This is a genomic window from Nocardia mexicana NBRC 108244 (genome assembly GCF_001613165.1).
In the GTDB taxonomy this organism is placed as follows: domain Bacteria; phylum Actinomycetota; class Actinomycetes; order Mycobacteriales; family Mycobacteriaceae; genus Nocardia; species Nocardia mexicana.
In genome coordinates this window covers 1-11,852 of record NZ_BDBV01000158.1, presented here as the reverse complement: position 1 = coordinate 11,852, position 11,852 = coordinate 1, and the positions used below count along the sequence as shown (strand labels likewise).

Here is an 11,852-nt window from a genome sequence, read left to right as displayed (position 1 = left end):
CTCGCGCGGCGGCGGGCCGCCACCCTCGCGCGGCGCGGCGCCTTCGCGCTGCGGCAGACCACCACCGGCCTGGCGCTGCGGCAGCCCCGTCAGCCCGGACGGCCGGGCGGGCTGCTGCCCACCGGCACCGGGCGCCTGCCCACCGGCACCGGGCGCGCGCTTGAGCATGTTCGCGGCCAGTCCGGCCTGCGGCTGCGCGGTACCGCCGCGCTGCGGCAGGTTCGCACCGGGTTGTGCCGCCGGTGCCTGCGGGCCGTTCGCACCGGGTTCCCGCTGCGGGAGACCGGTTTTCGCGGCGTCGGCGGGACGGCCGTCGGGCCCGGCCACATTCTGCCGGACCGTGGGGCCGTTCGCGCCGGGCTGGCGCTTGGGCAGCCCGGGTGCCGCGGTGCCGGGCTGGCGCTGCGGTAGGGCGCCGTTCGGCGTGGCGGTGCCGTTCACCGGGGCACCGTTGGCGGCCGCGGGGTGCTCCCCGCGATCGGCCCCGGAACGGTCGGACCCGCGGTCGGAACCGGCCCGGATCGGCCCGCTCCCACCGGGATCCACGGTGACCATCATGTTGCCGCTCGGTGTGCGGGTGACCCCGCGCGTCTGCATCGACGACGGCGCCTGCCGCTGCGGCGCGGGCGCCTGCTGCTGCGTCGGCTGCTGCTGCGCCGGGATCTGCACCCCGACGCCGCCCGGCGTCACGATGAGCGGCTTGGGCACGTGCACCGTGACCGTCACGCCCGGATCGCGAGCGGTATCGAACGTGGGCCGCAGCCGCACGGTCAGCCCGTGCCGCTCGGCCAGCCGGCCGACCACGAACAGACCCATGTGGCGCGCGGTGTCGGGACCGACCTCGGCGACGTTCTCCAAGCGGCGGTTGATCTCCGCCATCTCCGCCGGCGGCATACCGATACCGCGGTCGGCGACCTCGATCAGCAGGCCCTGATCGTGCGCCTGGGCGAAGGTGAACTTGACGTCGGTCTCCGGCGGCGAGGCGCGCAGCGCGTTGTCGAGCAGCTCGGCGAAAAGGTGCGCCAGGTCGGAGGCGGCCGGTTCGGTGATGGCGCCGCGCGGGGTGGCGCCGAGCTTCACCCGCTCGTAGTCCTCGACCTCGGAGATGGCCGCACGCAGCACGTCGGCGACCTCGACCGGCGCCGTCTTACCGCGGCGCTGCTTCGGGGTACCGGCCAGAATCAGCAGGTTGTCGCCGTTTCGGCGCATGCGGGCGGCGAGATGGTCCAGCCGGAACAGATTCTCCAGCAGGCGCGGATCCTTCTCGTCGTACTCCATCGCCTCGATCAGCGTGAGCTGATGGTCGACCAGCGACTTCGAGCGCCGCGCCAGGGTCTCGAACATGTCGTTGACCTGGGTACGCATGGCGGCCTGATCGGCGGCCAGGCGCAGCGCCTGCCCGTGGATGTCGTCGACGGCGCGGGCGAGCTGGCCGACCTCCTCCTCGGTGTGCACCGGCATCGGCTCCAGCGGCACATCCTCCGGGCTGGCGCCGTCGCGCAGCCGGGACACCTCGTGACCGAGGTCGTGCTCGGCGACGCGCAGCGCGGCCAGGCGCAGCTTGCGCAGCGGGACGATCATCGAGCGCGCGATGAGCACCGCGAGCACGAGGGCCGCCAGGATGGTGGCGATCACGATCACCGCGTACCGGATGGCGCCGGTGCGGGCGCCGTCGGCCAGATCCTTGACCTGGCGGTCGATCTCGGCCGTGGACTGGCCCACGATCTTGGTGTACTCGGACAGGCTGTCCAGCACCGACTGCCGCAGATCCTGGATCGGGATCTGACCCGCCGCCGCCTGCGGACCGGTGACCAGCTGAATCCGCGTGTTGACCAATTGATTCAGGTTGGCGATGGTCGGATCGCCGTCCGGGAAGCGATTGGTGAGGATGCTCAGCATCTGCCGCTCGGTGTTGGCGGCGATCTGCATGTCGCGCAACCCGTCCTTGGGGTTGCCACGCAGCGCCTCGGCCATACCGGCGGCCTCGGAGACCATCACGGCGCGAGTGTTCAGCGAGTCGACCAGGCGCAGCTTCGCCGCCTCGACACCGGGGTCGGAGATCGTCTGCACGATCGCCTCCACGGTCCGGACGCTGTTCTGCCGAATCGTCTCTTCCTGGTTCAGGGCCTCCTCGACGGTGGCCGTCGGCTCCTTACCGCCCTGGCGAACCGCCTTCGCCCCGTTGATCATCCCGTCGATGGCGGCACGGCCGCCGGGCACACCGTCCAGACGCGGCGCCGCCTTCTCGGCGGAGGTGATGGCGTTGTCGAGCTGGGTCAGGTCGGCATCCTGCACCAGGGACTGGCCGGGTCCGATCATGACCATCTGCTCACCGGAGACGACGGCCGCGGCGGCACTCAGGCCGGTGACCGCCGGGATGGTCTGCACGTGCTTGACCGCGGTGTCCAGTTCGCTGGAGTCGCCGAACTGGGCCGCAATCCTGGAGGCACCGAGCACCACCGCGACGAGGAGGGGGACGGCGAGGACCGCCGTGACCTTCCAACGCAGGTCCCAGTTACCAAGCGCCCAACGCTTCCTACCGGACCTAGCGGCGTCACGCATCTCCACTCACTTTCCAAACTGGCCCCGGCCATGCGCCATCAGCGAGCCTCCCACGTTCTCGCGCTGGGCTCGACAGACGGAGCTGGCCGAGAGCTGCGGCTGGCCGAGAAATTGCGTCCATGACGGCCGACATATGTGGCATGCGATTCTAACGGATCAATAACTTCTTGTGTGACCTGTTGGCAACGTCCAGCCGTTGACCTGCCTATTCCAGACAAAATCAAAGGTCGCGGCGCCCGCCCGGACGTCGCGTGAAGTCTGCCACAATCAGGCTGATCTATCGAGGCGGGCATCGAGGCGAGGCAGGGAGTCACACGGTTGAACGCGAAGCAGGAGTACCGGCCCACCTACCAGACGAGCCTGGTCGATCCCGCCGACTTCTGGCGTACCGCCGCAGAGGCCATCAGCTGGGAAGTTGCACCCACTCAGATCCTCGACAGCACCGCCCGTCCGACGGCTCGCTGGTTTCCCGATGCTCGCCTCAACACCTCCTACAACGCGCTGGACCGGCATGTGCGCGAACTCACACCGGAAGCGGGCTCGACGGACCCGGAATCGACGGATCCCGAACTCCCGCCGACCGGCGGTCGCGCCGACCAACCCGCCCTAATATACGACTCCGCTATGACGGGCGCCACAGTCGTTTACACCTACGCCGAGTTGCTGGACGAGGTCGCCCACTTCGCCGGCGCGATGCTGCGGCTGGGCGTGCGCACCGGCGATCGCGTCGTCATCTACATGCCGATGATCCCGGAAGCCGTGATCGCGATGCTGGCCTGCGCCCGGATCGGCGCGGTGCACTCGGTCGTATTCGGTGGATTTGCCGCGCATGAGCTGGCCGCTCGCATCGATGACGCCGAGCCTGTGCTGATCATCACCGCGTCGGGCGGCCTGGAGCCCGGTAAGCGCATCGAATACCCGCCGATCGTGCTGCAGGCGCTGGACCAGGTCGAGCAGGCCGCCCCCCGGCACGTGGTGGTCAAGCAGCGCAACGGATTTCCGACCATCCGGTTCGCCGCACCGCAGCCCGCCACCGAGCATCTGCCCGGCTCCTCGGAAACGGTTGCGGCACAATGGCTGGACTGGGAAGACATGGTGCGCGACGCCGAACCGGCCGAGCCGGTCGCGGTCGCGGCCACCGACCCGCTCTACATCCTCTACACCTCCGGGACCACCGGAAAGCCCAAGGGCGTGGTGCGCGACAACGGCGGCCACGCGGTCGCGCTGTCGTGGTCGATGCGCAACATCTACTCCGTGCGTCCCGGCCAGGTGATGCTGACGACCTCCGATATCGGCTGGGTCGTCGGGCATTCCTACATCGTGTACGCGCCGCTGCTGGTCGGCGCCACCACGGTGCTGTACGAGGGCAAGCCGATCGGCACCCCCGACGCCGGCACCTTCTGGCGCCTGATCGACCAGCACCATGTCGATGTCATGTTCACCGCGCCGACCGCGCTGCGGGCCATCCGCCGCGCCGATCCCGAGGCCGCGGCGGCCAGACGCCACGACCTGTCGACGCTGCAGGCACTGTTCTGCGCCGGTGAGCGGCTGGACCCCGCCACCTTCGAGTGGACCCGCGACACGCTGCTCGCCGATAAGCCCGACTGCCCGGTGGTGGATCACTGGTGGCAGACCGAGACCGGCTGGCCCATCTGCGCCGATCCGCTGGGGCTGCAGGAACTTCCCGTCAAGCCGGGTTCCGCCTCGGTGCCGGTGCCGGGCTACCGGATCCGGGTGCTCGACTACGAGGGCGACGCGGTCGCGGCGGGCACCGAGGGCAACATCGTGATCGGCCTGCCGCTGCCGCCCGGCACCCTGACCACCCTCTGGGGCGACGACGACAGATTCGTCCGCTCCTACCTGTCCGCGTTCCCGGGCCACTACCTGACCGGCGATTCCGGATTCTTCGACGAGGACGGCTACCTGTTCGTCCTCGGCCGCAGCGACGACGTGATCAATATGGCCGGGCACCGGCTGTCGGCGGGCGGGATCGAGGCCGCGGTCGCCGGGCATCCCGCGGTAGCCGAATGCGCGGTGATCGGCGTCCCCGACGAGCTGAAGGGCCAGCGGCCGATCGCCTACGTGGTGCTGAAGACGGGTCGCGGCGGCGGGCCGGGCGAGGACAGGTCGGCGATCGATCAGGCGCGGTTGCGCGCCGAGGTGATCGAGCGGGTGCGCGAGCAGATCGGCGCCATCGCCACCCTGCACGACGTGATCGTGGTCGCCGCGCTACCGAAGACGCGGTCCGGGAAGATCCTGCGGCGCAGTATCCGCCAGATCGCGTCGGGCGAGAGCCCGGAGATGCCCGCCACCATCGAGGATCCGTCGGTGCTGATCGCGCTCGAGGACCAGATCCTCGCCAGCCGGGCCGCCGAGCAGCGGGGCGGCGAGACCGTCCCCGAGCCGGACGCCAACGATTCGACGGACACTCCCGCCGACGGTCACACCGCTGTTCGGTGACGGCCCTCACAGATTTCTCAGTGTCGGCTTATCCGACGATCAGAACCTGGCCCTAGCGTCGAACCGTCCGTCGTACTCGGCGGCCGAGCTCCGACCCGAAAGGCCAACACCATGACCTCGTTACGTGCCCGCCTCACCGGTGCCGTCCTGACCGTCGGCGGCCTCGCTACGGGCGCCGCCCTGCTCATCCCCGGCACCGCCTCCGCGGACCCGACCCAGATGCTCGCCCCGCTGCTGAACTCGGACTGCACCTTCGCGCAGGTCGACGCCGCGCTGCACGACAAGAACCCGCAGCTTGCCCAGCAACTCGATGCCAACCCGCAGCAGAAGGCGGTGCTGCAGCAGACGTTCGACAAGCCGGTCGAGCAGCGCCGCGCCGAGGTGCAGCAGTACATGAACGAGCATCCGGAGGCGGCCCAGCAGGCGGAGAACGATCCGCGCGCCGCCGGCGCCAGCCAGACCATCCAGGCCGTGGCCGACTCTTGCCACAACTACTGACGCCGCCTCGTCATCCCGGCATGCTCTCGGCCGGGAGGCCCCGGCCCGCCCTGCGCGTTGCGCGGGCGGGCCGGACCCTTCCGTCCAGGCAGAATGGGTTGTTGTGACGAGCGAGCGTGATACTCCCAAGGTGCTGCTGGTCGATGACGACGAGGACCTGCTGGCGTCGGTCGAGCGGGGGTTGCGGCTGTCGGGGTTCGCGGTGTTGATCGCGCGCGACGGGGCGGAGGCGCTGCGCTGCGTGAGCGACGATTCCCCGGATGCGATCGTGCTCGATATGAACATGCCGGTGCTCGACGGGGCCGGGGTGGTCACGGCGCTGCGGGCGATGGGTAACGAGGTGCCGATCTGCGTGCTGTCGGCGCGCAATTCCGTCGGTGACCGGATCGCCGGGCTGGAGTCCGGCGCCGACGACTACCTGGTGAAGCCGTTCGTGCTGGCCGAGTTGGTGGCGCGGATCCGGGCGCTGCTGCGGCGCCGCACCGATACCGCGGCCGCCCCGGTCACGCCCGGCGCGATCACCGTGGGCCCGTTGGAGATCGACGTGGCCGGTTACCGCGCGCTGCTGCACGGCAGCGAAATCGAGCTCACCAAGCGGGAATTCGAGCTGCTGTCGACGCTGGCGCGCAATGCGGGCGTGGTGCTGAGCCGGGAGCGGCTGCTGGAACTGGTGTGGGGCTACGACTTCGCGGCCGACACCAACGTGGTCGACGTCTTCGTCGGCTATCTGCGCCGCAAGCTGGAAATCGACGGCACCCCGCGCCTGCTGCACACCATCCGCGGCGTCGGGTTCGTGCTGCGGGCGCCGAAATGACCGGCGCCCCTGCGGTTTCCGGCAGGTTCCGCCGACGGCGGTCGTACTCCCTGCGCACCCGTGTCGCCGGTGCGGCGGCGCTGGGCGCCATCATCATCACCGCGGTACTGAGCTGGGTTTCGGTGCGCGCGCTGGAACGCAACAACCTGGCCCAGGCCGACCAGGAGCTGACCATCGCCTCGCGCATCGTGCTGATGCAGCCGGTGATCGCGGTCGGGGTGCTGTCGCTGGTCGGGCCGAACGACGACATCGCGGTGACGGTGCGCCAGCACGGTGACGTGGTGTCCTCCACCAGCGTCCGGCTGCCGGATTCGGAGCCGGGCTCGCGGACGCTGACCATCGACGACACCCCGTTCCGGGTGCTGACCACCACCGAGAACCAGCCGCCGGGCCGCACGGTGTCGATGGCGATCCCGCTGACCGATGCCTACCACGCCACCTCCGAGCAGCGGCGCTGGGTGCTGGTCGCGGCCGGGCTCGCGGTGGCTGCCGCGGCCGGTCTGGGCTGGGTGTTCGGCGGGCGCGCGGTGCGCCCGATCGTGGACCTCACCCGGCAGGTGGGCGCGCGCAGCGGCACCGGGGAGCCCGAGGCCCCGGTCGACAGCTCCGGCGTCCGCGAGGCCGAAAAGCTTGCCGACGCGGTGAACTCGCTGCTGGAGCGGGTACACCGGGCGCAGGCCGAGACCGCCGCCGCGCTCGATACCGCACGCGACTTCGCGGCGGTCTCCGCACACGAACTGCGCACCCCGCTGACCGCGATGCGCACCGACCTGGAGGTGCTGCGCACCCTCGATCTGGACGAGGCGCAGCGCACGGAGATCCTCACCGACCTGCAGCGCAGCGAGGGCCGGGTGGAGGCGACGCTGGCCGCGCTGGAGCGGCTGGCCGCCGGGGAGCTCACGGGCGACCAGGACCACGTCGAGACCGATGTGGGCGACCTGGTCGACCAGTCCGCACACGACGCCATGCGGCACTTCCCGCGGCTGACGGTCCGCATAGACACCGACCCGGAGCTGATCACCCGCGGCCTGCCCACGGGACTGCGCCTGGCGGTGGACAACGCGCTGACGAACTCGGCACGGCACGGCGGCGCCACCGAGGCGCTGGTGTCGGCGCACCGCACGCCCGACGGATTCATCGTGATCTCCGTCGACGACAACGGCCACGGCATTCCGGCCGACGAGCGCGCCGCGGTGTTCGAGCGGTTCTTCCGCGGTAGCCGGGCCAGCAAGGGCGGCTCCGGCCTGGGCCTGGCGCTGGTCGCCCAGCAGGCCCAATTGCACGGCGGGCGAGCGTTTTTCGACGACGGCACGCTCGGCGGGGTCCGCCTGGTGCTGATGTTGCCGGACCGTGACGCGGCGGCGGAAGCCGAGACGTCTTGAACGCCATGATCTTTCGCTGATCCGCAACCCTTACCGAATCCTCAGAGAAGCGCCAGCACCGGACCATCTCGAACCTCTACGGTCTGTTGTGTGGCCGGAAAACGAACTCGCTGGATCCTGGTCGTCGCGGTGCTGCTCATCGCCGGTGCGGCGACCGGCGGCGCACTCCTGCTACGCCAGTCCACCACCGCCCCCTCCGCGGTCGCCATCGTGAACACCGACACCGGCCCGACCGGTGCCAAGATCGTGAAGGGGCTGCAGGACGGCGGCATCCACGACTGGACCGTCGCCGAGCCCGACCAGCTGAGCACCGACGACTACGCGGCGGTGGTCACGCTCCCCGCGGACCTGTCGTCCTCGCTGGGCACCCTGGCCTCCGCCAAGCCGCAGCGCGCGCAGGTCACCGTCGACACCAACGCGCACGCCGACGCGAACCTGGTCAACGACGCCGTGAACGAGGTGACCCGCCGGATCTCCGCGGCGGGCGTGGACCAGGCGCTCGCGGCCGTCACCACGGCGCGCGGTTCGGTGCAGCAGGTGGCCTTCACCACGCAGCTGCTCGGCGCCGGGGTGCAGATGGCGGCGGACGCCTCCGGGCAGTTCACCGGCGGCGCCGACGAGATGCTCGGCTTCCTGAACACCGCCAAGGACGGCGCCGGTCAGTTGACCTCCGGAATCGACCAGCTCAACAGCGCCCTCGGAGCCGCGACCACGCAGGCGAACAGCCTCGCGGGCGCGCTGGACGCGACCGGCGTCACGATCGGCCAGGTCTCCGGCACCGCCACCGCGCTCAGCACCGGCCTGGACCAGGTGCTGCCGCTGATCCGCGCGCTGCCGTTCGCGGACGACCCGCGGCTGGCCGACATCACCGGCAAACTCGAAGCGCTACAGGGCATCTCCAGCCAGGCGGGTACCCAGCTCGAGGGCTTCGCCCAGCTCACCGGATCGAGCACCGACCCGAACACCCCGGTGAGCGCGCTGCTACGCGATGCCGCGACCCGGCTGTCGGAGGCCGGGGCGCAGCTGAACCAGGGGGCCCAGCTGGCCCAGCAGGTGCCGCAGCTGGCCGATCAGGGCGCCGCCCAGCTGACCGGCGCGATCCAGGCGCTGACCGGCGGCGTGCAGCAGCTGCAGCAGATCGTGTCGAACCTGAACACGCAGACGGGCAACGCGCTCAATGCGTTGCCCGTGCGCAGCAGCAATCAACAGTCGGCGATCGCGACGAACCTCAGCGACCCCGTGGAGATAGTGCGGGTGCGTGATTAGCTCGACGGGGAGAAATCAGCCGGCGTTCAGCAGGTCGATGATGAAGACGAGCGTCTTGCCCGACAGCTGGTGACCCGCGCCCTCGGCGCCGTAGGCGAGCTCCGGCGGGATGGTGAGCTGGCGACGGCCGCCGACCTTCATCCCCGGAATGCCGTCCTGCCAGCCCTGGATCAGGCCCCGCAGCGGGAAGGTGAGCGATTCGCCGCGGTTCCACGAGGAGTCGAATTCCTCGCCCGAGTCGTACTCGACGCCCACGTAGTGCACCTCGACCGTGCCACCGGCCACCGCCTCGGGACCCTCGCCCACGACGATGTCCTTCACCACCAGCTCAGTGGGCGCGGGACCCTCCTGGAACTCGACTTCGGGCTTGGTCATGCGTCCTCTTCCGTTGGATGGATTTGCCGACACACAGTTTTCACCATAGCGGCCCCGGCGAAACCACCCGGCCGCTCGAATCGCAGGTGCGCGGCGGTCCGCACCGCTGTGCGCAGCGGGAACTGCCGTCGGTGGGCAGCCGCGGACTCGGCGCGTCGCGTGCAGGGCATGATGGATGCCCGTGGCCGAAGTGATCGACATCGACGACCCCGCCGATCCCCGGGTCGCCGATTTCCGGGATCTCAACTCCGCGGATCGTCGGCCCGATCTGCCGGGACGCAAGGGCCTGGTGATCGCCGAGGGCGTGGTGGTGGTGCAGCGCATGCTGGCCTCGCGGTTCCCGCCGTTCGCGCTGCTGGGGGTGGGCCGCCGGTACGAGTCGCTGGCGGCGGACCTCGCGGGGGTGGACGTGCCCTACTACCGCGCCACCGCGGAGGTGATGGCCGAGGTCGTCGGCTTCCATCTCAATCGCGGTGTGCTGGCCGCGGCCCGGCGGCCACCGGAGCTGTCGGTGGACGAGGCGCTGGTCGAGGCCCGCACGGTGGCCGTGCTGGAGGGCGTCAACGATCACGAGAACATCGGCTCGATCTTCCGGAACGCGGCCGGGCTGGGCGCCGGCGCGGTACTGTTCGGCGATCGCTGTGCCGATCCGCTGTACCGGCGCGCGGTGCGCGTATCGATGGGGCATGTGCTGCGGGTGCCGTTCGCACACCTGCCACACTGGCCCGAGGGGCTGGAGTCGTTGCGGGCCAAGGGTTTCCAGATCATCGCGCTGACTCCGGACCCGGCCGCGGCGAACCTGGCGACCGCGGCTACCGGCGACCGGGTGGCGCTGCTGCTCGGCGCCGAGGGCCCGGGCCTGACCGAGGCGGCGATGCGCGCCACCGACGTGCGTGCGCGCATTCCGATGACACCCGGCACCGACTCACTGAACGTGGCCACCGCTGCGGCGCTGGCCTTCTACGAAAGGGTCCGCATCTCGTGAGCAACCCGCACGGACCCGAACCGACGCCGTGGGCGGCCGGGCTGGCCGTCGCGAGCCTCGTCGCGGTGCTCACCGCCGCCGGAGTGTTCTCGTTCGGCAGCGCGCTGGCCCACGTGCACTGGGTACTGGCGGTGGCGGTCAACGTGATAGCCGTGGGCGGTGCGACGCCCACCCTGTGGCGTTGGCGCTACACCCCCGTGACGCGATGGGTACTGGGCGGAATCGGAGCGGGGGTACTACTCGGCTGGATCACCCTGCTGATCGCCGCGGTCTCCTCCTAGCGCGGCCCTACGACACCCGATCCCGGCCGCGCAGCCAGCCGAACCAGCGTTTTCCGTTGTGCTCCGGGGCCTTCGGCTCCTCCGGGACGACCGGCGGCGGCGCCTCGCCCTTCGGATAGAGGCTGAACCCGCACACGGCGACGTCGGTCGGTTTGAGCGCATCCTCGCAAGTCGCTCCGCGATAACGGAATCCGAGCCATTCGAGGTTCGCCTCGTCGGCGAAGGCGGGCGGGTCGAACGGCAGGATCTGGGGGTCGGGCAGCTCGCCGGGCTGCAGCTGCACCGGATGCTCACCGGCCCAGTAGGGCCGCTCCCACACCAGCGGCAGGCCCTCGTCCTCGAGAATGGAAACCCGGGTGGCGCTGAACGCACGGCGGAATTCGCCACGCTCCCAATGCGCGAACGCGCCCCAGCCGTGCGGGATGTCATAGGAGACGAGATAGGTGTGCTCGGAGGCCAGCGGACGCACCAGCAGGTCGGGCAGCTGCGTCGGGCGGCCGAGCGCGGCCTGGGTGGTGCACACCACCGTCACCCCGGGATAGCAGCCGATGTAGATCGATCCGGGATCCGGCCCGGCCCACACCTTCAGCGTGCCCGAGGCCGCCGGTACCACGTCACGCTCGGGATTGAGCTGTTTGGCCAGTGCCAACGCCGCCTCGGGATCCGGATCGGGGTGTTCGCGGAGCACCGCCACCGGATCGGGGTCGTCGACGTACCAGAGGGACGAAGCTGTAGATGGCACTTCCGACACCTCCCGATCCTCGTACGAGTAAGCATAGCTACTCTCGAGCAAACCTCGGGAATCGGACGCCGCCCCGACTCCCCGACCTGCCCGATGCCCGCCCGGAACGTACTGGGGGCATACGAAAAATCTACTCCCCCAACGCCCGAAAACGCTGCGCTTCGCATTCCGGGCGCGCGTGTCAAGATGCCTTCCCTGAAAACCCCGGCATGCACAGCCCAGCCATACCCAGCATGCACAGCCCAGTCATTCCCGGCATGCTTTTGGCCGGGACTAGTGACCGGAGCTGCGCACCCCTAGCAGCACGTCTTCCCAGGACGGCATGGGCGCCTTGCCGTTGCGCTTGGAACGGGACTTCTGCCCGGCCGGCTTCGTGTTGGCCGCCTTACCGGACTGCGCGGACTGCGTCGACCGCTCCGCCGGCGCGCTCGCGGCCGGTGCGGCGGGTGTGGCGGGCGCCGCGGGTTCGGCGGGCTGCGTCGGCGCC

At 70.4% G+C, this 11,852-nt stretch carries 11 protein-coding genes; 7 read left to right on the top strand and 4 right to left on the bottom strand.

The window, feature by feature from the left end:
- On the bottom strand, window positions 1–2,562 hold a 2,562-nt coding region (locus tag NM1_RS40270), incomplete at its 3' end, for an ATP-binding protein (protein WP_157124122.1).
- A gap of 318 nt (window positions 2,563–2,880) precedes the next feature.
- On the opposite strand from NM1_RS40270, the gene NM1_RS40265 reads away from it, so the two are divergent.
- The 5 genes from NM1_RS40265 (at window position 2,881) to NM1_RS40245 (ending at window position 8,982) form a co-directional block, all read left to right on the top strand.
- Window positions 2,881–5,022 (top strand): AMP-binding protein, encoded by a 2,142-nt coding sequence (locus NM1_RS40265; protein ID WP_084520505.1) that lies wholly within the window; start codon window positions 2,881–2,883, stop codon window positions 5,020–5,022.
- A 111-nt stretch (window positions 5,023–5,133) separates the two neighbouring features.
- Window positions 5,134–5,520 (top strand): hemophore-related protein, encoded by a 387-nt coding sequence (locus NM1_RS40260; protein WP_068033034.1) that lies wholly within the window; start codon window positions 5,134–5,136, stop codon window positions 5,518–5,520.
- A 103-nt stretch (window positions 5,521–5,623) separates the two neighbouring features.
- Window positions 5,624–6,334 (top strand): response regulator transcription factor, encoded by a 711-nt coding sequence (locus NM1_RS40255; RefSeq protein WP_068033032.1) that lies wholly within the window; start codon window positions 5,624–5,626, stop codon window positions 6,332–6,334.
- The gene (locus NM1_RS40250; RefSeq protein WP_084520504.1) at window positions 6,331–7,716 is read left to right on the top strand and encodes a sensor histidine kinase; all 1,386 of its coding nucleotides are present in this window, start codon (window positions 6,331–6,333) and stop codon (window positions 7,714–7,716) included. The genes NM1_RS40255 and NM1_RS40250 overlap by 4 nt, the downstream gene beginning before the upstream one ends.
- 90 nt (window positions 7,717–7,806) lie before the next feature.
- A complete protein-coding gene (locus NM1_RS40245; RefSeq protein ID WP_068033031.1) occupies window positions 7,807–8,982 on the top strand; it encodes a YhgE/Pip domain-containing protein in 1,176 nt (391 codons plus the stop codon).
- 15 nt (window positions 8,983–8,997) lie between these two features.
- On the opposite strand, the gene NM1_RS40240 is transcribed toward NM1_RS40245, so the two are convergent.
- A complete protein-coding gene (locus NM1_RS40240) occupies window positions 8,998–9,357 on the bottom strand; it encodes an FKBP-type peptidyl-prolyl cis-trans isomerase (protein WP_068033029.1) in 360 nt (119 codons plus the stop codon).
- Window positions 9,358–9,538: 181 nt separating this feature from the next.
- Here NM1_RS40240 and NM1_RS40235 point away from each other — a divergent pair, with 181 nt between their 5' ends.
- Together NM1_RS40235 and NM1_RS40230 are read left to right on the top strand one after the other, a co-directional pair.
- Window positions 9,539–10,342, top strand: a complete 804-nt coding sequence (locus tag NM1_RS40235) for a TrmH family RNA methyltransferase (RefSeq protein ID WP_114699864.1) — start codon at window positions 9,539–9,541, stop codon at window positions 10,340–10,342.
- On the top strand, window positions 10,339–10,623 hold the full coding sequence (locus NM1_RS40230) for a DUF2537 domain-containing protein (protein ID WP_068033025.1): 285 nt from the start codon (window positions 10,339–10,341) through the stop codon (window positions 10,621–10,623). Before NM1_RS40235 ends, NM1_RS40230 begins: the two co-directional genes overlap by 4 nt.
- Before the next feature lie 7 nt (window positions 10,624–10,630).
- Here NM1_RS40230 and NM1_RS40225 read toward each other — a convergent pair whose 3' ends face one another.
- Window positions 10,631–11,365 (bottom strand): DUF6928 family protein, encoded by a 735-nt coding sequence (locus NM1_RS40225; protein WP_246011714.1) that lies wholly within the window; start codon window positions 11,363–11,365, stop codon window positions 10,631–10,633.
- Window positions 11,366–11,638: 273 nt separating this feature from the next.
- Window positions 11,639–11,852: septation protein SepH (gene sepH, locus NM1_RS43270; RefSeq protein WP_255286282.1), on the bottom strand; the 214-nt coding region annotated here is incomplete at its 5' end.